The sequence below is a fragment of the Streptomyces wedmorensis genome, from assembly GCF_000716445.1.
In the GTDB taxonomy this organism is placed as follows: Bacteria; Actinomycetota; Actinomycetes; order Streptomycetales; family Streptomycetaceae; genus Streptomyces; species Streptomyces wedmorensis.
Map to the genome: position 1 here is coordinate 78,042 of NZ_JNWK01000028.1, position 24,021 is coordinate 102,062.

The 24,021-nt window shown below is 71.8% G+C and carries 18 protein-coding genes and 1 pseudogene; 10 read left to right on the forward strand and 9 right to left on the reverse strand.

What is annotated here, in order from left to right:
* Window positions 1-106 precede the first annotated feature (106 nt).
* Together OO54_RS22100 and OO54_RS22105 are read right to left on the reverse strand one after the other, a co-directional pair.
* Window positions 107-946, reverse strand: coding sequence for an ABC transporter permease (locus OO54_RS22100; RefSeq protein WP_033205601.1), 840 nt, complete (start codon window positions 944-946; stop codon window positions 107-109).
* Window positions 943-1,869, reverse strand: coding sequence for an ABC transporter ATP-binding protein (locus tag OO54_RS22105; protein WP_017237227.1), 927 nt, complete (start codon window positions 1,867-1,869; stop codon window positions 943-945). The genes OO54_RS22100 and OO54_RS22105 overlap by 4 nt, the downstream gene beginning before the upstream one ends.
* 236 nt (window positions 1,870-2,105) lie before the next feature.
* Here OO54_RS22105 and OO54_RS22110 point away from each other — a divergent pair, with 236 nt between their 5' ends.
* Both OO54_RS22110 and OO54_RS22115 read left to right on the forward strand, forming a co-directional pair.
* Window positions 2,106-2,849: a gamma-glutamyl-gamma-aminobutyrate hydrolase family protein gene (locus tag OO54_RS22110; RefSeq protein ID WP_033205603.1), complete on the forward strand. Its 744-nt coding sequence runs from the start codon at window positions 2,106-2,108 to the stop codon at window positions 2,847-2,849.
* 81 nt (window positions 2,850-2,930) lie between these two features.
* Entirely contained in the window at window positions 2,931-3,464 is a 534-nt protein-coding gene (locus tag OO54_RS22115) for a carboxymuconolactone decarboxylase family protein (protein ID WP_033205605.1), read from the forward strand.
* A gap of 104 nt (window positions 3,465-3,568) precedes the next feature.
* Here the strand turns inward: OO54_RS22115 and OO54_RS22120 are convergent, their stop codons facing one another.
* From OO54_RS22120 to OO54_RS22135, 4 genes and pseudogenes are all read right to left on the reverse strand, one after another.
* Complete coding sequence (locus OO54_RS22120; protein ID WP_051787091.1) at window positions 3,569-4,957, reverse strand: NDP-hexose 2,3-dehydratase family protein; 1,389 nt, start codon at window positions 4,955-4,957, stop codon at window positions 3,569-3,571.
* Entirely contained in the window at window positions 4,954-5,934 is a 981-nt protein-coding gene (gene rfbB / locus OO54_RS22125) for a dTDP-glucose 4,6-dehydratase (RefSeq protein WP_033205607.1), read from the reverse strand. Before rfbB ends, OO54_RS22120 begins: the two co-directional genes overlap by 4 nt.
* Window positions 5,935-6,136: 202 nt before the next feature.
* Window positions 6,137-8,319: pseudogene (locus OO54_RS41645) on the reverse strand (ATP-binding cassette domain-containing protein).
* Between the two features lie 202 nt (window positions 8,320-8,521).
* Window positions 8,522-8,878 carry a VOC family protein gene (locus OO54_RS22135; RefSeq protein ID WP_017237233.1) on the reverse strand — a complete coding sequence of 119 codons (357 nt, stop codon included), beginning with the start codon at window positions 8,876-8,878 and terminating at the stop codon, window positions 8,522-8,524.
* 162 nt (window positions 8,879-9,040) lie between these two features.
* Here OO54_RS22135 and OO54_RS22140 point away from each other — a divergent pair, with 162 nt between their 5' ends.
* Window positions 9,041-10,582, forward strand: coding sequence for an alpha/beta fold hydrolase (locus OO54_RS22140; protein WP_033205609.1), 1,542 nt, complete (start codon window positions 9,041-9,043; stop codon window positions 10,580-10,582).
* 144 nt (window positions 10,583-10,726) lie between these two features.
* Here OO54_RS22140 and OO54_RS22145 read toward each other — a convergent pair whose 3' ends face one another.
* Window positions 10,727-12,064, reverse strand: a complete 1,338-nt coding sequence (locus OO54_RS22145) for a nucleotide disphospho-sugar-binding domain-containing protein (RefSeq protein WP_033205611.1) — start codon at window positions 12,062-12,064, stop codon at window positions 10,727-10,729.
* Between the two features lie 72 nt (window positions 12,065-12,136).
* The gene (locus OO54_RS22150; RefSeq protein WP_324611670.1) at window positions 12,137-13,333 is read right to left on the reverse strand and encodes an MFS transporter; all 1,197 of its coding nucleotides are present in this window, start codon (window positions 13,331-13,333) and stop codon (window positions 12,137-12,139) included.
* 113 nt (window positions 13,334-13,446) lie between these two features.
* Between OO54_RS22150 and OO54_RS22155 the strand changes: the two genes are divergently transcribed.
* Entirely contained in the window at window positions 13,447-14,679 is a 1,233-nt protein-coding gene (locus tag OO54_RS22155) for an ATP-grasp domain-containing protein (RefSeq protein WP_106970071.1), read from the forward strand.
* Between the two features lie 73 nt (window positions 14,680-14,752).
* On the opposite strand, the gene OO54_RS42475 is transcribed toward OO54_RS22155, so the two are convergent.
* Window positions 14,753-15,550, reverse strand: a complete 798-nt coding sequence (locus tag OO54_RS42475) for a phytanoyl-CoA dioxygenase family protein (protein ID WP_051787092.1) — start codon at window positions 15,548-15,550, stop codon at window positions 14,753-14,755.
* A gap of 323 nt (window positions 15,551-15,873) precedes the next feature.
* On the opposite strand from OO54_RS42475, the gene OO54_RS22165 reads away from it, so the two are divergent.
* From OO54_RS22165 to OO54_RS22190, 6 genes are read left to right on the forward strand one after another with little or no spacing between them, the layout of a single operon-like run.
* The gene (locus tag OO54_RS22165; RefSeq protein ID WP_234439378.1) at window positions 15,874-17,241 is read left to right on the forward strand and encodes an SUMF1/EgtB/PvdO family nonheme iron enzyme; all 1,368 of its coding nucleotides are present in this window, start codon (window positions 15,874-15,876) and stop codon (window positions 17,239-17,241) included.
* The gene (locus tag OO54_RS22170; RefSeq protein ID WP_033205621.1) at window positions 17,241-18,665 is read left to right on the forward strand and encodes an MBL fold metallo-hydrolase; all 1,425 of its coding nucleotides are present in this window, start codon (window positions 17,241-17,243) and stop codon (window positions 18,663-18,665) included. Before OO54_RS22165 ends, OO54_RS22170 begins: the two co-directional genes overlap by 1 nt.
* Entirely contained in the window at window positions 18,662-19,744 is a 1,083-nt protein-coding gene (locus OO54_RS22175; RefSeq protein WP_051787093.1) for an alpha/beta hydrolase-fold protein, read from the forward strand. Before OO54_RS22170 ends, OO54_RS22175 begins: the two co-directional genes overlap by 4 nt.
* The gene (locus OO54_RS22180; RefSeq protein WP_033205623.1) at window positions 19,732-21,579 is read left to right on the forward strand and encodes an asparagine synthetase B family protein; all 1,848 of its coding nucleotides are present in this window, start codon (window positions 19,732-19,734) and stop codon (window positions 21,577-21,579) included. Before OO54_RS22175 ends, OO54_RS22180 begins: the two co-directional genes overlap by 13 nt.
* The gene (locus OO54_RS22185; RefSeq protein WP_033205626.1) at window positions 21,518-22,618 is read left to right on the forward strand and encodes a hypothetical protein; all 1,101 of its coding nucleotides are present in this window, start codon (window positions 21,518-21,520) and stop codon (window positions 22,616-22,618) included. The genes OO54_RS22180 and OO54_RS22185 overlap by 62 nt, the downstream gene beginning before the upstream one ends.
* Complete coding sequence (locus OO54_RS22190; protein WP_051787094.1) at window positions 22,615-24,018, forward strand: aldehyde dehydrogenase family protein; 1,404 nt, start codon at window positions 22,615-22,617, stop codon at window positions 24,016-24,018. The genes OO54_RS22185 and OO54_RS22190 overlap by 4 nt, the downstream gene beginning before the upstream one ends.
* Window positions 24,019-24,021 lie beyond the last annotated feature (3 nt).

Below are 24,021 nucleotides of genomic sequence, written 5' to 3' on the forward strand. Positions count from 1 at the left end.
GCAGCAGGGTCTTCAGGCGCAGTCGAGGAAAGCTGGACAGCGCCTGGAAGCACGACACCGCGGGTGCCCGCCGGATCGGCGGGCACCCGCGGTGTTCGGGGAGGGGTCAGGCGTCCCTGCGCTTCAGCAGCACCGCCGCGACCGCCAGCAGTGCGGCGGTCCACAGCGCCAGCACGCCGAGGCCCTGCCACGGCCCCAGCAGGTCGTCCACCCGGGGGTGCTGCTGGGTGATCAGGAACCCGGCCTCGGTGGGGAGGTAGGCGTGGACGTGCTCGCCGACCGTGCCGGGCAGCAGCCTGGCCATCGGGGCGAGCACCAGGACGAAGGCGATGACACCGGTGATGCTCGCCGCCGTGTGCCGGATGATCGCGCCGACGGCGAGCGCGAACAGACCGAGGAGCGACAGGTAGAACCCGCACCCGACGACGGCCCGCAGGACGCCCGGGTCGCCGAGCGCGACGGGGGCCTTGCCGTTCAGCATCGGCGCGCCGATCAGGAACGAGCCGAACGCGGTCACCTCGCCGACCGCCAGGACGAGCAGTCCGAAGACGGCGGCCTTCGCCAGGAGCACCGGCACCCGCTTGGGCACCGCGAGCAGGCTGGCCCGGATCATGCCGGTGGAGTACTCGGAGGCGATGACCATCGCGCCCAGCACCAGGACCGCGAGCTGGCCGATCAGGATGCCGCTGCCGAGGATGGTGCCGGTCGGGTCGAGCCGCATGGCGGCCTGTTGCGACGGGTCGGTCTTGTCCCAGTTCGCCACGCCCATCTGGATGAAGAGCGCGGTGAAGACCAGGGTCGCGACGATCAGGATCGCGAGCGACCAGACCGTGGAGCGGACGGAGCGGATCTTCGTCCACTCCGACAGCATCAGCCGCCCGAAGGTCGGCTTGTGGGCGTCCGCGACGGGGACGGTCGCGGGCGCGGACGCGGTCGCGGCGGTCACTTCACACCTCCGGCGGTGGGCACGCCGGCGTCGTACTCGACGGCGTCCTTGGTCAGTTCCATGAAGGCTTCCTCGAGGGAGCCGCGCCGGGTCGAGAGCTCGTGCAGCACCAGGCCGCCGCCGGCGGCCAGTTCGGCGATGCGCGGGGCCTCGATGCCGACCACGTCCAGGTCGCCCTCCTCGGTGTCGGTGACGGTGCCGCCGTGGCTCCTGAGGAGCGCGGAGAGCCGTTCCCGGTCCGGGGTCTTGATGAGGACGGACTGTTCGGTGCTGCGCTCGATGAACTCCTGGGTGGAGCAGTCGGCGACGAGCCGGCCGCGCCCGATGACGATGAGGTGGTCGGCGGTGACGGCCATCTCGTTCATCAGGTGGCTGGAGACGAAGACGGCACGGCCCTCGGCCGCGAGTGACTTCATCAGGTTCCGGATCCAGAGGATGCCCTCCGGGTCCAGGCCGTTGACCGGCTCGTCCAGGACGAGGGCGGCGGGGTCGCCGAGCAGCGCGGCCGCGATGCCGAGCCGCTGCCCCATGCCGAGCGAGAAGCCGCCGGCCCGCTTGCGGGCCACCGGCGTCAGGCCGACCTGGTCGATGACCTCCTCGACCCGGCGCTTGCCGAAGCCCTGGGTCTGGGCGAGGCAGAGCAGGTGGTCGTAGGCGCTGCGGCCGGTGTGGACGGCGCGGGCCTCCAGGAGCGCGCCGACCACCCGCATGGGCTGCGGAAGGTCGCTGTAGCGCACGCCGTTGACGGTGGCCTCGCCGCCGTCGGGCCGGTCGAGGCCGAGCAGGAGTCTCATGGTCGTGGACTTGCCCGCGCCGTTGGGGCCCAGGAAGCCGGTGACGCGACCGGGCTCGACAGTGAAGGAGAGACCGTTCACGGCGGTCTTGTCGCCGTAGCGTTTCGTGAGGTTCTTGGCTTCGATCATGGGTTACCTCGGTTGAATGGGCTGCGAGAGATTAACCGGGGACGCAATACTCCCCACCCACCTTGGTACCAGGCTTGCATTCTGTTCAGTAGTCCCCTACGGGGCACCTTTGAACGATGGCCTCCGTTTCGGGTCCGTGGCTATTTTTACGGTGCCGACCGCCCGTTCCGGCGGTTGTTCCATCTGCTCGATTTCCTCAGTTGAACGCGAACCCCACGGAACCCATGAGGGTGGTCATGAATTCAGACGCGAACGGCCCGGCGGGCACCGGCCGGCCGGTCATCGGGATCTGCGCGCGGACCGCGCCGGTCACGCTCCAGGGCAGCGACATGCTGGTCAGCCTGGCCCTCCAGGCGCACGTGGCCTTCCTGTCCGCGGCGGGCGCCACACCCCTGCTGCTCCCGCTCCTGCCCGGCGTCGAGAGCCTCGTCGACCGGCTCGACGGCCTGCTCGTCCCGGGCGGTCCCGACCTCGATCCGGCGCTGTACGGTGAAGCCGCGCACCCGGTCACCCGACCCATGAGCCCCGACGCCGACCGCGTCGAACTCGCCTTGGTGCGGGCGGCACTTGATGCCGAACTGCCGGTGCTCGCCATCTGCCGCGGGATGCAGCTGCTCAACGTGCTGCACGGCGGCAGCCTGCACCAGCACCTGCCGGAGATCACGGGCCACGACGAGCACCAGCCGCGGACGCCCTCGTTCACGCTGGGCCGCCACCCGCTGAAGCTCGCGCCCGGCAGCCTGGTCGCCGGAGTCCTCGACGAGGCCGAGCCGCAGTCGGCCTGTCACCACCACCAGGCGGTGAACCGGCTCGGCGCCGGCCTCACCGTCACCGGCCGGGCCGAGGACGACACCGTCGAGGCCGTGGAAGTCGAAGGCCACCCCTTTGCGATAGGCGTGCAATGGGAGGCCGGACACACTCCGGACACCCGACTCCACGAAGCACTCGTACAAGCCGCTGCAAGCCGGAAAAGCAACTGATCCGTCGAAATTCGGAATACTTGAGAAAAGGCTGCCCGGTGGGCAAGCTGTTACCGATCCCGATCCGAAGGAGAATTACAGATGTCGCCGCGGATGCCTAACCCGTCGCTGGTCGTTCCCGATGTTCTGCCGCCGATGCGCGCACTGGTCAAGGCCGTCAACAGCGTCGGTGTGCCGTTGAAGACGCTCGTGCTCATCCACCTCCGGGTGAGCCAGATCAACGGCCGTCCCGTCCAGATCCCCAAGAAGCAGGCCGAGTTCGAGGCCGCGGGGGAGGAGGACCACCGCCTGCCGGTGGTGGAGACCTGGCGCGAGCAGGACTGCTTCACCGACGCGGAGCGTTCCTGCCTGGCCCTCGCCGAGGCCGCCACCCGGATCAACGACCGGGAGGACCCGGTCTCGGACGAGGTCTGGGAGGAGGCCGCGAAGCACTGGAACGAGGTCGAGCTCGGCGCGATCGTCCTCCACATCGGTCTGGTCAACCTGTGGAACCGCGTCAACGTCGCCACCAAGCAGGAGCCGGTCGACTGGCGCATCAACCCCAAGAAGTGGACCCCGATGACGTCCCGGCTCGCCCAGGCACAGGCCCAGCCCGCCGCCTCCTCTTCCCACTGACCCGATTCGTTTCCAGGCATTCGCAATCAGGCCCTGTCCGGTGGAATTCCACCGAACAGGGCCTGATGCGTTGGTGCGGGCCAGCGGGCCAGCGGGCCAGCGGGTCAGCGGGCCAGCGGGGCGCGGCCGGCCGCGTGCGTGGTGAGCACGGCGAGCAGGGTGCGGGCCTGCACGTTGACGTAACGGCTGTGCCCGGCGAGCCAGTTCAGCTGGCCGGGGGTGACCCAGTGGTATCCCGGGGGCGCCTCGGCCGGCGTGGTGTCCTCGTCGGTGTCGACGATCAGGTAGCGACTGTCGGCGTTGAGGAACCGGCCCCCCTCCTCGGACAGGACCGTCGAGTAGCGCACCCGGTCGGGCGACGCCGAGAGGATCGCGTCCAGGAACGGCGGCCGCTGCTCCGCCGGCAGGTGCGCGTAGTTCTCCGGGACGTACTGCACCGTCGGGGCGAGCTCCGCCGTGTCGAGGAAGCCGCCCTCGACGCGCGCGTGCGCGAGGACGTGCGGGACGCCGTCGAACACGCGGCGGGCGAAGGCGACGATGCCCTGGCCCGTCGGCTCGATGATGGGCTGGGTCCAGCCGGCGACCTCGCGGCCCGCGCCCTCGACGGAGACCGCCACCACCCGGAAGAACCGGTCGTCCTCGCGGCGGACGGAGTGCTCGTCGCGCCGCCAGCCGGAGATGTCCCGCAGCGGCATGCGGCGGACGTGGATGTCCTGGCGGGCCCGCTCGCCGGTGAACCAGGCGAGGAGGTCGGCGTCGGACGCCAGCGCCCCGGCCTCGGCGGCGGCCATGGGGGCGCTCGCCAGGACGGTGCGCGCGTCCATGTTCACCGCGTTGTCGATGCGGAGCATGGCGGTGATCTGGCCGAGGGTGAGCCAGCGGAAGTCCTCGTCGGCGGGGACCTCGCCCTCCACCTCGACGATCATGTTCCGGTTGCGCTTCCGGTAGAACCAGGCGCCGTGCTCGGACTGCAGGACGTCCGTGAGCACCCGCTCCCGGTCCGGGTCGAGGAAGTGCTCCAGGTACTTCACCTCGGCCCCGCCGTGGGCCTTCGTGTAGTTGCTGCGGGTGGCCTGCACGGTGGGGGAGAGCTGCACCAGGTTCGGGTTGCCCGGCTCCATCTTGGCCTGCATGAGGAAGTGGAGTACGCCGTCGAACTCCTTGGCCAGGATGCCGAGGATGCCGATCTCCGGCTGGACGATGATCGGCTGCTGCCACGAGCCCTCCGGCCGGACGGCGTGCAGGCCCTCGACGGTGAAGAACTTGCCGCTGCTGTGCCGCAGGTCGCCGGTGTCGGGCGCGAAGGACCAGTGGTCGAGCTCGGCGAACGGGATGCGGCGGATCGCCGTTCCGCAGGTCAGCCGGTGGAAGTCCAGCCAGCCCGGCACGTCGGCCGTCGCGATGTGGGCGCCCTCGGGCGTCGCCGCGGAGAGCGCGAGGCGCTCGGTTGTGCCGGCCCGGTGGCGCGGCACGAGACGGGTCTCGACGGTCACGGCCGACCACCGCTCTCCTTGACCGGCTTCCACCACTGCGGGTTGTTCCGGTACCAGTCGACGGTCGCCGCCAGGCCCTCGTCGAAGGAGGTCAGCGGCCGGTGGCCGAGCTCCTCCTCGATCTTGGTCTGGTCGAGGGCGTAGCGCCGGTCGTGCGCCTTGCGGTCGGCGACGTGCTCGATCAGGTCCGTGGAGACGCCGCAGAGTTCGACGAGCCGGTGGGCGAGCGTCAGGTTCGGCACGGAGGAGCCGGAGCCGATGTTGTACGCCTCGCCGGCCCGGCCCGCGGTGAGCACCCGCTGGATGGCGCGGCAGTGGTCGTCGACGTGCAGCCATTCGCGGATCTGCTGCCCGTCGCCGTAGACGGGGATGCGCCGGCCTTCGAGGAGGTTGGTGACGGCGAGCGGGATGAACTTCTCGGGGTGCTGGTACGGCCCGTAGTTGTTGGAGCAGCGGGTGACCGAGAGGTTCAGCCGGTGCGTACGGAAGTAGGCGAGGGCGACGAGGTCGGACGCGGCCTTCGACGCGGCGTACGGGGAGTTGGGCAGGAGGGGCGACTCCTCGGTCCAGTGGCCCTCGTCGATGGAGCCGTACACCTCGTCCGTGGAGACGTGCACGACCCGCTCGACGCCGGCCGCCAGGCAGGCCTCCAGTACGGCCTGCGTGCCCTCGACGTTGGTGCGGACGAACGCGGCGCCGCTCTGGATGGAGCGGTCCACGTGGCTCTCGGCGGCGAAGTGCACCACCGCGTCCTGGCCTTCCAGGACCGAGCGGAGCAGCTCGCGGTCGAGGATGTCGCCGTGCACGAAGGTGAGCCGGGGGTGGGCGGCGGGGAGGTTGTCGCGGTTGCCCGCGTACGTCAGCAGGTCGAGGACGGTGACGTGCGCGTCCTCGTAGCCCGGGTACCCCCCGTCGAGCATGGTCCGTACGTAGTGCGAGCCGATGAATCCGGCGCCGCCGGTGACGAGGATTCTCATGAGATCACGTCGCAGTCGGAATTCCACGGTCGAAGCATGTGTCTCAACCCTTTTCGATGAGGGGGACGGATGGCATGCAATTCACGCTAAGGAAACGCCTGGTGAGGGGCATCTTTCAGATTGCGGGTTCAACCGCTGAAAAACGAGAGGGAGTTGGCGCCGGAATCGCTTCCGACGCCAACCCCCTTGATTTCGTGCGGTGTTACTGCTTGCCCACGTAGGCGGCCAGGTGCTCGCCGGTGCGGGTCGAGCGGCTCGCGACGAGGTCGGCGGGCGTGCCCTCGAAGACGATCCGGCCGCCCTCCTGGCCGGCGCCGGGGCCGACGTCGACGATCCAGTCGGCGTGCGCCATCACGGCCTGGTGGTGCTCGATGACGATGACGGACTTCCCGGCGTCGACGAGGCGGTCGAGCAGCCCGAGCAGGTTCTCCACGTCGGCGAGGTGGAGGCCGGTGGTCGGCTCGTCCAGGACGTAGACGCCGCCCTTCTCCGCCATGTGCGTGGCCAGCTTGAGGCGCTGGCGCTCGCCGCCCGACAGGGTGGTGAGCGGCCGGCCGATGTCGAGGTAGCCGAGGCCGACGTCGGAGAGGCGCTCCAGGATGCGGAGGGCGGCCGGGACGCGGGTCTCGCCGGCGCCGAAGAAGTCCTTGGCCTCGTCGACCGGCATCGCGAGGACCTCGCTGATGTCCCGGTCGCCGAAGCGGTACTCGAGGACGGACGCCTCGAAGCGCTTGCCGTCGCAGTCCTCGCAGGTGGTGGCGGCGCCGGCCATCATCGCCAGGTCGGTGTAGATGACGCCGGCGCCGTTGCAGGTGGGGCAGGCGCCCTCGGAGTTGGCGCTGAACAGCGCCGGCTTCACGCGAGGTTGTGGGTCGAGGCGCCGCGGATCTCCAGGTGCCCGTTCGGCTTCCGCACCGTGTCCTTGACGGCGGCGCGGTCGTCGAAGTGCCGTCCGGTGACGGTGCCGCCGGCGCGGAGCCCGTCGAGGGTGCCCTCGAACATCACCTGGCCGCCGCCGGAGCCGGCGCGCGGGCCGATGTCGACGATGTGGTCGGCGATCGCGATGGTCTCCGGCTTGTGCTCGACGACGAGCACCGTGTTGCCCTTGTCCCGCAGCTCCAGGAGCAGGTCGTTCATCCGGCTGATGTCGTACGGGTGCAGGCCGGTGGTCGGCTCGTCGAAGACGTAGGTGGTGTCGGTGAGCGAGGAGCCGAGGTGGCGGATCATCTTGATGCGCTGGCCCTCGCCGCCGGACAGGGTGCCCGCCGGGCGGTCGAGCGAGAGGTAGCCGAGGCCGATCCGTACGATCGAGTCCAGGGTGTGCAGCAGCTTGGCCAGCAGCGGCGCGACCGACGGCTCGTCGAGGCCGCGGATCCAGGCGGCCAGGTCCCTGACCTCCATCGCGCAGGCGTCGGCGATGGAGACGCCGCCGATCTTCGACGACCTGGCCTCCTCGCTGAGGCGCGACCCGCCGCACTCGGGACACGAGGTGAAGGCGACCGCGCGCTCCACGAACGCCCGGACGTGCGGCTGGAGGGAGTCCTTGTCCTTGGAGAGCATGGACTTCTGGATCTTCGGGATCAGGCCCTCGTAGTTGAGGTTGACGCCGTCGACCTTGACCTTGCGCGGCTCGCCGTGGAGGAACTCCGCCATCTCCTCGGCGGTGAAGTCGCGGATCGGCTTCTTCGGGTCGAGGATGCCCGAGTCGGTGTAGACCCGGGTGGTCCAGAAGCTGTCCTGCTTCCAGCCGGGGATGGTGAACGCGCCGTCGCCGAGCGCCTTCGAGTCGTCGTACAGCTGCGTCAGGTCGATGTCGGAGGCGGTGCCGCGGCCCTCGCAGCGCGCGCACATGCCGCCGTGGTAGACGGCCTTGGTGACGACGACCTTCTCGCCCTTGCCCTTGTCGATGCTCATGGCACCGCTGGCGACCCGCTTGGGGACGTTGAAGGCGAAGGCGCTGGGCGGGCCGATGTAGGGCGTGCCGAGCCGGCTGAAGAGGATGCGGAGCATCGCGTTGGTGTCGGTGGCGGTGCCGACGGTGGAGCGGGGGTCGGCGCCGAGCCGCTGCTGGTCGACGACGATCGCGGTCGTCAGGCCTTCCAGTACGTCGACATCGGGGCGCGCGATCGTCGGCATGAAGCCCTGGACGAAGGCGCTGTAGGTCTCGTTGATCATCCGCTGCGACTCGGCGGCGATCGTGCCGAACACCAGCGAGCTCTTGCCCGAGCCGGACACCCCGGTGAACACCGTCAGTCTGCGCTTGGGGAGCTCGACGCTGACGTCCTTGAGGTTGTTCACCCGTGCCCCGTGCACGCGGATCAGGTCGTGACGGTCGGCGACGTGCGACTCCGAGGAGTGCGCGTCCGTCCCGGTGTCCTTGCTCATGGTCTCTCCATCTCTCCGGACGGGACCGCCCTTGCCCGGCCCCATCGGGCGAGCTTAGGCGGACACGCTCGAATCCCCCTCGAATCCCGCTCGAATTCTCCTCGCGGGGGGCTTGAGGAGAATTCGAGCGGGAATCCAGGGGGATTCGAGCCGTATGGGGGATGTGGCGGCCGCGGGGGCGCTGCGGGTGGGGGCCTGGGCGTCAGCGCTCCTGGAGGAGGCCGAGGACGTTGCCGTCGACGTCGGTGACGGTGGCGACCAGACGGCCGCCGCCGACCTCGGCGGCGGGGTTCTGCACGACGGCGCCGGCCGCGACGACCTCGGCCAACTTCGCCTCGATGTCCGGCACGTGCCAGTACGCCACCGGGGTCGCCATGCCCTGCGTGCCCGCGCCCGGGACCAGGCCGATGTGCTGCCCCGCGACGTCGAAGCCCACGTAGAAGTCCTCGTCGGTCTGCGGCTCGACGCCGAGCAGCGCGGTGTACACGGTCTTGGCCGTCGCCAGGTCCTTGACGGGGTGGAGCACCGTCTTGATTCCCTGGGTGGCGGGGTGGGACATGATCACTCCTAGGTCGGGATCGTGTTTCCGCATGCTAGGGAGAACGCCCCTCCGGATGCTTCTCCGTTCTTGCTCACTCAAGTGGGATTCCAGCCATCTTTGACTCGAATTACAGAGGGCCTTGTCAGGCTGCGAGCGCGTTGCATCCAGAAGGGGAATCACGTGAAGAAGCTCGCATTGGTCACGACGGTGATCGTGACCGGCCTGGTGGGTCCGTCCGTCACCCCGGTGGCGGCGGTGGAGGCGGTCACGCCGGCCGCAAGCGTGGCCTGGTCGCCGTGTCCGGAAAACGACCCGACCCTCGGAGCCATGCTCAAGGGCCTCGAGTGCGGCACGGTCCAGGTGCCGCTCGACTACTCCCAGCCCGACGGCCAGAAGATCAGTCTGGCACTGACCCGGGCCAAGCACACCGTCGCCGAGGCGGACTACAAGGGTGTCGTGATCCTGCACCGCGGCCAGTGGCCCGGCCCCATCGCGCGGGACCTGCCCACCCGGTACGCCAAGGGCACCACCGGTCTCGCGCAGGACGTCGGCGCCGCCTACGACTTCATCGGCTTCGACCCGCGCGGCGTCGGGGCCAGCGAGCCGGCGATCGTCTGCGACCCGACCTACATCAACCCGGGCCACGCCCTGCCCGACCCGGTGCCGAACTCGCCCGCCGCCGAGCAGGCCCTGGTCGACCGGGCACGTTCGTACGCGCAGAGCTGCGGCCAGCAGTACGGCGACATCCTCAACCACCTCACCACCAAGGACTCCGCGCGCGACCTGGAGCAGATGCGCATCGCGCTCGGCCAGGAGAAGATCACCTACTTCGGCACCGACTGGGGCGGCTACCTCGGTTCCGTCTACGCCACCCTGTACCCGAACCGGGTCCAGCGGCTGATCGTCGACAGCGTGCCGAGCCCGAGCGGCGTCGGCTTCCTGAACCAGCTCGGGAAGAACTTCACGACCGAGCAGAACGCCGGCATCTTCTTCGCCTGGGTCGCCAAGTACGACTCGGTCTACCACCTGGGCACCACCGCCGCCCAGGTCGAGGCGAAGTACTACGCGGCCCAGAACAGCCTCCGTACCGCGCCCGTCGACGGCAAGATAGGCCCGGCGGAGTGGGCCGACGTCTTCGAGCCGGTCGTCTACCGCCACTGGATCTGGCTGAACCGCGCGAAGATCCTCTCGGACTTCGTCGTCAACAACGACCCGACGTCGCTGAAGGCCAACTTCTCCGACCCGGGCTTCCCGCACCAGAACCGCCACACCATGACCAACGCGGTCAACTGCACCGACGGCCCGTGGCCGCGGGACTGGAACCCGTACAGCGCGGCCTACTCCGCCCAGTACGCCACCGGCACCACGTTCCTGACCTGGAACAACGCCTGGTACACCGCTCCGTGCGCCTTCTGGCCGGCGGCCTCCCAGACGCCCGTGCAGGTCGGCAACTCCTCGGTGGACGTCCTGATCGTGCAGCCCGAGTTCGACACCGCGCACGGCGTCATCGGCGCCTACGACACCCACCTGCGCTTCCCGAACTCCCGCTTCATCCTGGAGAAGGGCGGCCACAGCGTCGGCGCGGCCCTGTCGGCCAACGGCAACACCTGCCTCAACGCCTACCTCAGCGACTACCTGAGGGACGGCACCCGGCCCGCCTCCAAGTGGGGCGTCGACGCCACCTGCACGGCGGCCCCGGACCCGGTGCCGGCCGGCGCCTGACCGGACGCGGACGCGTCCCGCATGAGCGAGACATGCGGGACGCGGACGGGCCCCGCATGAGCGAGACATGCGGGGCCCGTACCTCCGCGGCGACAGGGAGCGGCGCCCACCGGGAAGGCTTCGCCCGGCGGGCGCCGCTCCGGGTCAGCGTGCCGAGACCGCGCCGGCCCGATGGGCGTCGACCAACTGCGCCAGGGTGCGCGCGAGTTCGTTGGGTGCGGGCATCGTGAGGACCTCCAGGCGCAGCCGCCGGGCACTGGCCCGGAGGGCCTCGTCCTCGATGAGCCGGACGATCGCCGCGCGGACGCCCGGACCGTCCACCTCGGCGGGCTTCATGGCGATGCCCGCCCCGGACCGCTCCAGGCACTGGAGCTTCAGCGGTACGTCGAAGGCCCGGCTGACCAGCAGCTGGGGGACGCCGTAGCGCAGCGCGCAGCCGAACGACCAGGTGCCGCCGTGGTGGACCATGGCCGTGCAGGTCGGCAGGACGTCGGCGAGGGGCACGGACTCCACCAGGCGGGTGTTGTCCGGCACCCGGCGCAGCTTCTCCTGGGACTCCCGCGGCAGGGTGAGGACCAGCTCCATCTCCAGGTCGCCCACCGAGTCGAGGATCTCCTGGATCTTCTCGACGGGCAGCAGCTGCCGCACAGGACCGTCGTTCACCGCGTCGCCGAAGGTCATCAGGACCCGCGGCGCCCTGGGCGGCTCGGCCAGCCAACGGGGCACCACGGTGGGCCCGTTGTAGGGCACGAACTGCATCGGCAGCGTCGTCGGCCGGTGGTCGGGACGGAAGTCCCCGGGAAGGGGGTCGATGGTGAACTGCCCGTTCACCAGGTCCTCGGAGAACGCGACGCCGTACTTCCCCGCCCAGCCGGACAACCAGTCGCGCAGCCCGTCGGCGCGGTCCTCGGGAGGCTGCCGCTCCTGCGCGTGGAGGAAGTCCTCGCGCATGCGGCTGTAGACGTCGACCGAATACAGCACCCGGGCGTGCGCCGCGCCGACCGCGGCCGCGGCCACCGCTCCCGCGAACGCCTTCGCGCCCCAGAGCACCAGGTCGGGCTTCCATTCGAGGGCGAACCCGACGACGTCCTCCATCATCGAGTCGTTGGACCGCCGGGCCTGGGGGAGCACCAGGCTCTCGAAGACCCGGGTCGCCTGCTCCCAGCTGAGCCGGTCGCGGTCCGGCCGCACGTCGAACAGCGGGTCGAGGCCGCCCCCTTGCTGCGGGCCCTGGCCGGCGCCGCCCGCGGCGGGCGCGGCGGCCTTCTTCCGCTGGTCCCGCCGGTCGCGTTCCTTGCGTACCTCCGCGGTCTCGCCCGGACCGACGCTGATGCCGGTGAGTCCGGCTCCGGTGACGTCGTCGAGCAGGTCGGGCCAGCCGGCCACGCGCACCTCGTGACCGGCGGTCTGCAGCGACCAGGCCAGTGGAATCAGGTTGAACAGGTGTGTCTTAAAGGGAAACGGCACGATGAGCACACGCATGAAGGACCGCCTTCGCGTCGGGGCCGGGGGAGTCTGGGGGTACTCCGTCCTTGCCGGTCCCGATCATCTTGCTCACGCCTCCGGCACGGTTCTTCTCCAGATTTGCCGGGTACCGCCGGTTGCCGCGGTGACCAGGAACGTGACGGCGGCGACCACGAGGGCCGCCGGAACCGCGCCCGCCAGATCGCACAGCGCGCCCAGGACCAGGATCGACACCGCCACGCCCGACGGGAGCAGCGTCGCCCGGAGCGTCACCACCGACGACAGCTCCTCGACGGAGGCGGCGGCGAGCAGACGGTTGTTGAAGTGGACGAAGGCAACCTCGAACAGGACCAGGAACACCGCGTACAGCACGAGCGTCGGCGCCGTACGGCCGACGAGCACCGCGGCCAGCAGCGGCGGCATGGGCAGCACCGCCCAGACCGCCGACGGGACCCGGTCGAGGTACTGCTGCGCGGGGAGGGCGGCGAGCGAACCCGCGAAGATCGCGACCGCCGACATCGCGACGAAGACGCCCACCAGGCGGGTCCCGCCGCCCAGCAGGGTCAGCGGGATGACGGTGACGGCCACCGTGTGGAAGCCCTGCCAGAACGCCACCAGCAGGAACCGGGCGAAGAGCCGGCGCAGTACCGGGTCCTCGATCCGCAGCCGGGTGGCGGCCGCGGTCTCCTCGCCGCCCTTCTCCCCGGCGGCCCCGCCCGCGGCGGTCGGCAGCGCCCAGGCGAGGAGCGCGGAGAGCGCGAGGGTCGCCACGTTCACCGCGATCAGCCCCCGCAGGGACAGGACGGAGCCGGCCGGGCCCGCCAGCGCGGCGCCGACGCTGAGGCCGGTGAGCTTGCCGATCTCGGCGACGGTGTTCGCCCGGTCGAGCCGCTCCGCGGGCACCGCGCCGCGCAGCACGACCGAGGTGGCCGAGCGGGTGACCGCCTCGAAGAAGCCGCGGGTCAGGACGAGTCCGGTGGCGACCGCGAGCAGCGCGGAGCCCGGCGCGGCGAGCGCGGCGGCGGTGAGCAGCAGGCTCGCGGCCTCGGCGAGCCGGACGAGCCGCTCCGGAGCGCGCCGGGCGAGCAGCCGGTTGAGCGGTGCGGCGAGCAGCAGCGCGGGCAGCCACGGGGCGCTCAGCACGGCGCCGGCGAGCAGGCCGGAACCGGTCACCGAACCGACGTGCGTGGACAGGCTCACGAGAACCAGAAAACTCCCGCACGTGTTGACGAACAGCAGCGCGGGAGTGAAGTGAGGCGACCGTAATGTCGCGGGAAATAACGTCATGAAGCATCCCTCCAGGGCTGGAGGATGGCAGAGCTGAACGGATTTCGGCCAAGGGGAAGTCTGTCTATCTTGAACACATGACAGCAGCCATAAAAGGCGGCCCGTGCGTCGTGATGGTCGATGCCTATGCCGCGGTCCGTGGACTCGTTCTGGAATTCCGTGATCAGGGGTGTTCCGTCGTCCGTGTGCAGAGCACGCGCGAGGTGCCGTTCGTCTACCGGTCGGCGCCGCACGTTCCCGACGACTTCGTCCTGGACCTCGTCCACGACGGCGACCCGGCGGCCACCGCGGACGCGGTCGCGGCCTTCTCGCCGATCGCGGTGATCTCGGGCGGCGAGAGCGGGGTGGAGCTCGCGGACCTGCTCGCGGAGCTCCTCGGCCTGCCTGGCAACGGAACCGCCCTGAGCGCCGCGCGCCGCGACAAGCACCTCATGATCGAGACCCTGCGCGCCGCCGGACTCCGCGCCGCGCGACAGCTGTGGGCCACCGACGCGGACGAACTCGCGGCCTGGCACCGCGAGCTCGGCGGCCGGGTCGTCGTGAAGCCGCCGCGCAGCGCCGGCAGCCAGGGCGTCTCCTTCTGCGACACCCCGGAGGAGTCGGTCGCCGCCTACCGCTCCCTCGCCGGCGCGGACGACGTCTTCTCCCAGCCCAACCGGGGGGCCGTGGCACAGGAGTACCTGGCGGGCACCGAGTACATGGTCAACACCGTGAGCCGGGACGGCCGCCACCACGTGTGCGACGTCTGGCGCACCGGCCGGGTCAGCGCGAACGGCGTCGTCGACCTCTGCGACGCCCTCTCCCTCATCGACTCCGGCAGCAGGGTCGTGCGGCCGCTCACCGAGTACGGCTTCCAGGTCCTCGACGCCCTCGGCATCCGGCACGGCCCCGCGCACCTGGAGATCAGGATGACCCCGGACGGGCCGTGCCTGGTCGAGGTCGGGGCCCGGATCGCGGGCGGCGGCATCCCGGCGGCCGCCGGCCTCGGCATCGGCGCCTCGCAGCTCGACTGGACCGTCGACGCCTATCTGCGGCCCGAGCGGTTCCACGCGCGCGCGGGGACCCCGTACGAGGTGAAGCGGTACGCCGCGATCGCCGGCATGGTCTCGCCGGTGGAGGGCGTGCTCCGCGAGTACCGGGGCATCGAGGAGATCGAACGGCTGGAGGGCTGCCACGCCCTGGCGACCCTGGTGAAGCCGGGCCAGGAGATCCGCAGGACGGTCGACGACCTCACGTACCCGGTGGTCGTGACCCTGCTGCACGACCTCGACGAGGTCGTGCAGCGCGACCTGAACACCATCCGGCACCTCGACGGCGTCGGGTTCTACGCCCTCGAAGGCTCCTGACCGCGTCTCGACCGGGAACCGACCGGCCGCCGACCGCGCCACCGTTCGACCGCTGCCGATCCGCGGTCGAACATCATGCGCGGGCGGCGGCCGGTTCGCGTCGCGTCCAGGACGGGCGCGGCACCCGGTAGACGAAACTGACGGCCGTACGGGGCTCCGCCGCCGTCGTGTTGGGCGCCGAGCGGTGCACCACCATGCCGTCGAAGAGGACGGCCGAGCCGGGTGAGAGGGGCACGGCCACCGGCTCCGTCCCCGGCAGGTCCGCGTCCGCGATGTGCGGCTCGACCGCCGCCGCCCGCGGGGCCTCGCCCGGCAGCCGCTCGCGGTCACCGGTGTGGGGGAGCAGCCCGAGCACGTGCGAGCCGGGCAGGAACTCCAGGCAGCCGTTGCGCGGGGTGGCGGGTTCCAGCGCGATCCAGATCGTCACGATGCCGTGCTCGTCCGCGCCGAAACCGGGCGGCGCGAACGCCAGGTCCTGGTGCCAGGGCTTCGCGGAGCCCACCACCGGCGGCTTCGCCCACAGGAAGGCGTTCACCAGGGTGCCCGGGTGCCCGCCGGCGGCCCGGGCGACCGGCCCGTCGGCCAGGCCGAGGGACCGCTGCACCGCGTCGAACTCCGGCACGTGCTCGTGGATGCGGTCCGCCGAGCGGAGCACCCCGGCCAGCGCCCCCGACCCCTGCTGCCAGGCCGCCCAGCCGCCGATGCCGGGCGCTTCGAGGACGAAGTCCCCGGTGGAGACCGTGCGGTCGCGGGCGAGCTCCTCCAGCCGGCCGACCGCCCGCCGGAGCCGGTCGAGCGCGTCGCCGGTCGCGAGCGCGGGGAGCCGGGTGAATCCGTTCTCCCGCAGGTCACGGGATTCGGTGTCGACCATTCTTCGGGTCCTCTCTCCTGGTGTCGGATGGGCGCGAACCTACCCCGGATATATCGCAGAATGCTCTCTTTCGGCGTTCGCGGCCCTTTCCGTTGTAGCGCCCTGTGGGCCCTGTCTAATCTTCTCGGCATGAGGTCGACCGACCGCATGAAACGGAATACCGGAGGGAGTTCACAATGAGCGACGGTACCTTCATGGAGACCCGTGACGCGCAGCAGGAGACCAGCAAGTGGTAATCCGCTGACCAGCGAATTGCGCCGCCCGTACGGATTCGCATTCCGTACGGGCGGCTCGTCGTCCATCGTCCCGAGAGAGAGGTTGAGATGGTAGGTAATCGCGTTTCGCAGGTCATCGACATTCCCGCCGACATGCTGGTGATCGACGACTCCACCGACGACCGCTACTGGGCGTCGGTGGAACGCGTCGTCGACCTCGCGCGCGAGAAGGGCCGGGCCGCCGACGGGGTGCCGCTGCTCGCGACCCTCGCCATCACCCACCCGGAATGGCCGGTGCGCGCCGGCGCCGTACGGCTGCTCGCCGAGCACCACGCCGGCGACCCCGCGGCCGACACGGCCGTCGCCGCCTCGACGCACGACACCGTCGACTGGGTCGCGTTCACGGCCCTGAAGGTCATCACGGAGTACCGCATCGCGGCCGCCGTCCCCGACCTCATCCGCATCTCGGGCTGGCCCAGCAACTTCACGAAGCCGGGCTGGGCGCGCAAGCCCGTCGGCTGCGGCGCGGCCCTCACCAAGCGCGCCCTCATCAGCGTGTTCGGCACCCGCGACCCGGCCGAACTCCGCCGCCTCGAGGACGAGTACTTCTCCGACATGCGGGCCCGGATCGAGGCCGCGCGCACGCGGCCCCGGCGCAACGCCGACGTCGTCCTGGTGCCCGGCGGCCCGGCGATCATCGGCGCGATCGAGGAGTCCGACGCCTTCCGCATGCTGACCGACGACCTGTCGCTGAGCGCCGTGGACGTGCCCGCCTTCCACATCGACCGGACGACGGTGACCAACGCCCGCTACCGGGAGTTCCTCGAAGAGGTCGGCGACTCCGGCGAGTTCGACCACCCCGACCAGCCGGAGGAGCGCTCGCACCGCCCCGCGCACTGGCACGACCCGCGCTTCAACGCACCGGGCCAGCCGGTCGTCGGCATCGACTGGTACGACGGCTACGCCTTCGCGAAGTGGGCCGGCGGCTCGCTGCCCAGCGAGCACCAGTGGGAGAAGGCGGCGCGCGGCACCGACGGCCGCCGCTTCCCCTGGGGCGACGAGTGGGACCCGGCCCGGGTGAACTACGTCGAGCGGGCCTTCGGCGAGAACGTCGCCGACCTCGACTCCCTGGAGGCGCTGCTCGTCACCGTCGAGCAGGGCGAGAGCCCGGCCCACCCGGTGCTGGCCGCGGACGCCCTCCCCGAGGGCGCGAGCCCGTACGGCGTCCTCCAGACCTCCGGGAACGTCTGGGAGCTGACCCGGACCAACTTCTACACCGGCGAGGACATGGACCCCTTCTTCAAGGGCCGCCACCCGCTGGACTTCATGAACCGCAAGGACGCCTTCCACGTCCTGCGCGGCGGCACCTGGACCTCGCCCCCGGCCTGTCTCACCACGTTCTACCGGGGCAAGGACCTGATCACCGACCGGCACATGGAGGTCGGCTTCCGCTGCGTGTACGAGGCGGCCGGCTGATGCGCCTGACATCGCTCGGCCACGCCGCCGTCCTCGTCGAGACGGGGACGGAACGCATCCTCTTCGACCCGTGGCTCACCCAGCGCCTCGACCGCTTCTGGGAGCACCATCCGCCGCTGCCCGACGACCTGGTCCGCCAGGTGCTCGACGAGGGCGTCGACTACGTGGTCCTCAGCCACCACCACTACGACCACCACCACTTCCCGTCGCTGCTCCGGCTCGTCGACGGCGCCGACGTGGACTTCGACGACAGCCCGCGCCAGAGCTCCGGCGTCACCTGCGTCTACCCCGCGGGACCGGTGCCGCCGCAGCTGACCGCCTCGGGGCTCGGACACCAGGCGATCGCCTGGACGCTGCGCCGCTTCGGCTTCGAGCGCCTGCACCCGGTGACCCCGGGCGACACCGTCACCCTGGGCGGGGCGACCCTGCGGACGTTCCCCTCGGCCGTGTCGTTCCCCGAGATGAGCGTGCTCGTGGAGACCGCCGACGCCTCCGTCATGCTCTGCGGGGACGCCCTCCTGCACGAGGCGACCGTGGCCGCCTTCCAGCGCGACGACGCGCCGCGCCTCGACGCCGTGTTCGTGCCCGCGCACAGCGTCTCGCCGCCCGGCGTGCTCACCGAGCGCCGCGCGCTGACCGACCCGGACGCGGTCCGCGCCCGCGCCGTCGCGAACTTCGACCGGTACGTCGGGACGCTGCCCGCCACCGTGACCGTGCCCTCCTCGTTCGGCTGGCGCGTCAGCGGCGACGGCGAGCGCGACTACTCCTGGTGCAACCGGACGATGTTCCCCTTCACCCCGACCGAGGCCCTCGCGCGCCTCGACGAGCTGGGCCGCGACGGCCTGCTCTGGGGCCCGGGCCAGGTCATGGAGGTGACGGACGGCAAGGCCGTCCTGACCGACGGACCCGTCGCGCCCGACGCGTACGACTTCGACGAGGTCTACGCCGAGGTCCGGCTCGACCCCGACACCCCGGTCCCGCCGTTCGACGCCTCCCTCGACCGGTACGGCCGCCAGACCCGCCCCGCCGAGGACCTCCTCCGCGAGGTGCTCGACCGGCTCGTGGCGACCGACTACTGGTACCGGGCGCTCGACGACGGCGCCGGACGGCACGTCGTCTCGCTGTACGAGGACGGGGACGGCGAGGGGGGAGCGGGCGCCGAGACCGCCTTCCTGCTCGACCCGGTGGCCGGCCGCGTCACCCGCCTCGGCCCCGGCCCCGCCCGGAGCCACGTCGCCGGCGGCGAGGGCTGGACCGAGATCGCGGCGAGCACCCTGGAGGCCATGCTCGGCGCCGACCTGCTGTTCGGCAGCTCCTTCGGCCTGTGGGCCAGCGACGGGGTGCTGCTCTCCGCGGTCTTCCACCACCCGTCGTTCTACACCCGCCACGTGGACCGCGAACTGCGGCAGGAGGCCCGCTCATGAGCGGCCCCGCCGACACGTTCCCCGCCACCGTCGTGGTCGACCACGAGAGCGTCCGCCTGCGCGGCAACCCGCTGGGAGACCCGTACCGGCGGAGGATCGAGGTGCACCTGCCGCCCGGATACGACGGCGTCCGCCGCTTCCCGGTCGTCTACTGGCTGCCCGGGTTCGGCGCCCACCCGGGCCTGACCGGCCGGGCACTCGCCTTCGGCGCCTCCGTCGCCGACCGGCTGCGGCAGGCGATGGAGGACGGCCGGGTGCCGCCCGCGCTGCTCGTCGTGCCGGACTGCACCACCGCCTACGGCGGCTCGCAGTACCTCGACTCCGCCGCCTCGGGGGAGTACGCCGGCTACCTCGCCGAGGTCGTCGCCGAGGTCGACCGGCGGTTCGCGACCCGGCCCGAACCGGCCTGGCGCGCCGTCGGCGGCAAGTCCAGCGGCGGCTACGGGGCGTTGATCGCCGGCATGACCTCCGACCTGTTCGGAGCGGTCGTCGCCTGCTCGCCCGACGCCGGGTTCGAGCACTGCTACCTGCCGCTGCTGCCCGGCACCCTCGACACGGTCCGGGCGGCCGGCGGCGTCGACGGGCTGCTCGCCCGCAGGGCCGCGGGCCCGCACGACGTGCCGTTCATGGTCGCGATGAGCATCGTCGCCATGGGCATGTGCTACGCCGAGAAGCCCGACACCAGCGCCTCGGACGCGCTGCCGTGCGACCCCGGGACCGGCCTGTTCCGCGACGACGTGTGGCAGCGCTGGCTCACCCTCGACCCGGTGCGGATGCTGCCCGAGCACGCCGGCCGGCTGGCCGGGCTCGGCCTGCTCCACCTCGACGTCGGACAGCGCGACGAGTACGGCATGCACTGGGGCGTCCGCGCCCTGCACGCCGCCCTCCGCGCCCACCACGTCCCGCACGTCTACCGCGAGCACGAGGGCGGCCACCACGGCATCGAGCACGTCTTCACCGAGGCCCTGGCCGGCCTCCGGCACGTCTGGCGGGAGCCGGAGGCACCCGCGGAGCGGGCACGGACGCCGAAGAGCCGGACACGGCAGGCGGGTTGGGTGAGTGGCACATGTGCGGTATAGCGGGATTCATCAGTTTCGACGGCCGCCGGGACCGCGCCTGGCTCGACGCGCTCGGCCGGACCATGACCGACGCCATGGCGCACCGCGGCGAGGGCTGCCGCGCCCCGTACGTCTCGGCGTGCGGCACCGTCATGCTGTGCGCGACCCGGCTGGCCGTCCGCGACCGCAGCCACGCGGGCGACCAGCCGATGACCGACCCCACCGGCCGGGTCGTGCTCGTCCACAACGGCGAGGTCTACGGCTCCCGTTCGCCCGCGCCGCCGCTGTGGCCGCGCCGCACCAGCTGCGACACCGAGTTCGCCCTCCAGCAGGTCTGCCGCGAGGACGACCCCGCCGACGCGCTGCGGCCCCTCGACGGCATGTTCGCGCTCGCCTGGCACGACACCACGACGGGCCGGGTCGTACTGGCCCGCGACCACTTCGGCGTCAAACCGCTCTTCTACGCCTTCACCGAAGGCGGGCTGCTGTTCGCCTCCGAGCAGCAGGTCCTGCTCCGCACCGGCCTGATCACCCCCGAGGTCGACGCCGAGGAGTACCTGCTGCGCTCGTGGATCCGGATGGACGCGGCCGACGACCACACCTGGCTGCGCGGCGTCCGCTCCCTCCAGCCCGCCGAATACCTGGCGGTGGACGGAGGGCGCACCCGCACGCACCGCTACTGGCGGCCCGCGTCCGTGGACGGCCTGGTCGAGCCCGAGGAGATCAGGGCCGCCTTCGACCGGGCGATCGAGCAGCGGTCGGTGTCCGACGTCCCCCGGGCCGCGGTGCTCAGCGGCGGCGTCGACAGCACGGCGATCGCCGCCGGCCTGACCGCCGCCGGAGTGCCCCTCGACGGATACGTGCTCCGCTACCAGGACGGCATCGGCGGCTCGGGCGACGACGTCGCCTACGCCACCGAGGTCGCCGAGCGCCTCGGGGTGGGGCTGACCGTCTGCGACCTGGACCGGCACGCCGCCGCCGACCTCGTCCCCGTCCTGCCCACCCGGCTGATGCGGCCGCTCCTGCACGGCGCCGAACTCGCCATGCACCACCTCTACGGGACCATCGCCGGCGACCGGAAGGTGGTCGTCTACTCGGGCCACGGCGCCGACGAGCTCTGGGGGTACCAGGACGGCCGCTACTTCCCCGTCGTCGACCCCCTCGCCCCCACGTACATCCACGGCCGGCACTACCTCACCCACCGGCTGCACGCCGACGAACGGCCCGTCTGGGCGAAGCTCGTCGGCTGGATGGCGCACGGACTCGACGTCGACATGGACGTCGTCACCGACCGGGTGTGGGAACGCACCATGGACGAGTACCGGGCGCTCAAGACGGCCTCGCCCCTCAAACGCGGCCGGCACCACCTGATGCGGCGCTTCCTCGTCTACGTCAACGACATGGTCGACGCCACCTCGTCGACCTTCACCCTGGAGGACCGGCCCGTCTTCCAGGACGTCACCCTCACCGAACTCGCCTTCCGCTGCCCCGAACACCTCAAGGACACCAACAAGCCCGGCAGCCACAAGAGCCTGCTCAAAGCGGCGCTCGCCGACCTCATGCCCGAGTCGGTACGCCACCGCCGCAAACAGGGCTTCCCCACCCCCACCGACCCCCGCTACGTGCAGCGGCTGACCGAACTCGCCGACGGACTCGGCACCCCCTTCGGGCTGCCACCGCTGCCGGACGCGCTCCGCGCCGAACTGGGCGTCGGCGAATGGATGTTTCTCGCGTCCTCCTCCGCCTGGCTCGACCACCTCGCGGAGTTCAGAACCGAACCGAGGAGTCAGAGTCATGGCGAACCGTCCCGTACCCCAGTGGCGCTGGCAGATCCTGGAGCGCGCCGCCGACCTTGACCCGGTGCCGCCGGTGCTCAGCGAGGCGGCGGCACAGGACGGGTGCAACTTCACGGTGTGGCGGCCGACCGTGCTGCCCGCGGGCTGCGACAGCAGCGTCGGCACGCTCCGCAGGGAGGCTCCTCCCGGGCGGGTGGAGGCCGAGGGCCGCACCCCCTGGAGCGATGCCAACCCGGCCGGATACCGCACGGAGATCTCCGGCGGTGGGCGCCGGCTGCGCCTCAAGCAGTTCCACTACGACTGGGCCTTTCCCGCCGCGGACCACCCGTGCCTGTGGGGCAGTGAGACCAGGCCGTACGAGATCGGCGAGGGCCGGGTCGCCTGGCTCGGCACCGACTACCTGGGGCACCGGGCCGGCAGCGCCCGGATGGCCCGTACCACGGTCGAACTCTCGGTGCTCGAAGGCGAGTTCACCGACGAGGAGCTCGTAGCGCTGTTCGCGGCGCTGCGCCCCGCCGTGCCCGAGGCCGCGGAGCGGATCCTCGCCACCCCGTTCGCCGAGCTGAGCTACTGGGCCAGGCACCGGGCCGACATGGTGTCCGTCCCCACCGGCGTCTTCTCCTTCCACCGGCGCGACAAGAAGCACGAGGGCGACTGGATCCCCTCCGCCGACGTCGCCGCCTTCCTCGCCGCCCAGGGCGTTCCGGTGACCGCCGGCGGGTTCCGCGCGGAGAGCGCCGCGACCTTCGGGGACGGCGCCGCCGTCCGCGAACTGGAGGTCGTCTACGCCTCGCCGGACGGCGCCGAACTGCGCCTCACGGCCCAGCGCACCGGCGGCGGGCGCCTGGAGTTTCCGCCCGTCCGAGAGAAGCACCCCGCCACCGAGGAGCTCCACGACCTCGACGGCCGCCCCCTCCACCTCGGCCACGTCGACGCCGAGTACGGCGCCTGCGACGCCTGGTGGCAGCACCCCGACGGCTACGACCTCCGCCTGCTGGGCAGCGCCGGCACGGGCCTGGGCCGCGAGGCCTTCCTCGGCCTGGTCGCCGGCATCGACGCCGACCTCCGCCTCGCCGGGAACGCCGAGGTGCTGGGATGAGCGGGACGGGACGGGCCGTCCTCGACCCCGCCACCGGGCGCCTCCTCGCCCGCCTGAAGGACACAGACGAGTCCGGCGTCGACGACGCCGTGGCCCGCGCGGACACGGCCTTCCGCGGCGAGTGGGCCGACACCTCGCCGAGCCGGCGCGGCGACCTGCTCCGGAACCTCGGGGACCTGCTGCGCGCCGAGCGCGAGGTGTTCGCGGAACTGGAGCGGAGCAACGCCGGCAAGCCCACGGCACGGGCACTCGGCGAGGTCGACTTCGCCGCCCGGGTACTCGACTGGTTCGCGGCGGCGGCCCGCCACCCGGTGGGGGAGACCCACCCCTCGGGCCCCGGCATGCGCGCGTACACCGACCGCGTGCCCGTCGGCGTCGTCGCGGCCGTCGCGCCGAACAACTACCCCCTGCTCCTCGCCGTGTGGAAGATCGCCGCGGCCCTCGCGTACGGCAACACCGTCGTGGTCAAGCCGGCGCCCGAGACACCGCTCTCGCTGCGCCGCCTCGTCGACCGCGCCGGCGGACTGCTCCCCGAGGGCGTGCTCACCGGCGTGTACGGCGGCGCCGGCACCGGCCGGCTGCTGTGCGGGCACCCGGCCGTCGGCATGGTGTCGTTCACCGGCTCGACGGCCGCCGGACGCGACGTCGCACGCCGCTGCGCCGACGGCCTCAAGCCCGTCTCGCTCGAACTCGGCGGCAAGAGCCCCGTGGTGGTCTTCCGCGACGCCGACCTCGACGCGGCCGCCCGGGCCGTCGTCACCGGATTCACCGGCAACACCGGCCAGATGTGCGTGGCCGCCTCCCGCCTCGTCGTCGACCGGGCCGTGCACGTCGAGTTCGTCGACCGCGTGGCCAAACTGGCCGCCGGCCTGCGGGTCGGCCGGCCGGCGGACCCCGCCACCGACCTCGGCCCCCTGATCAGCCGCGCCGCCGCCGACCGCGCGGCCGAGGTGGTCGAGGAGGCGGCGGCGAAGGGCGCGCGCGTCGTCCTGCCGCCCGACGCCACCGGCGTCCGGCACGACCTCGACGGCGGGTTCCACGTCCACCCCGTGATCCTGGACGAAGCGCCGTCCGACAGCCGAGCCTGGCGCGAGGAGATCTTCGGCCCGGTGCTGTCCGTCGCCGCGTTCGACACCGACGCCGAGGCACTGGCCCTCGCGCACGACACCGCGTACGGCCTGTCGGCCTCCGTCTGGACGTCGGACGCCGACCGGGCCGAGCACTTCGGCCGGAACCTGCGCGCCGGCATGGTCTGGGTCAACACCTGGGGCGACACCGAGGAGACCGTCAGCGTCTCCGGCATGGGGCAGTCCGGGTACGGCCGCGAGCTGGGCCTCCACGCGGTGGAGGGCTACACCCGGCCCCGGGCCGTCTGGGTCGCCCACCGGCCGGGAAGGTAGCCG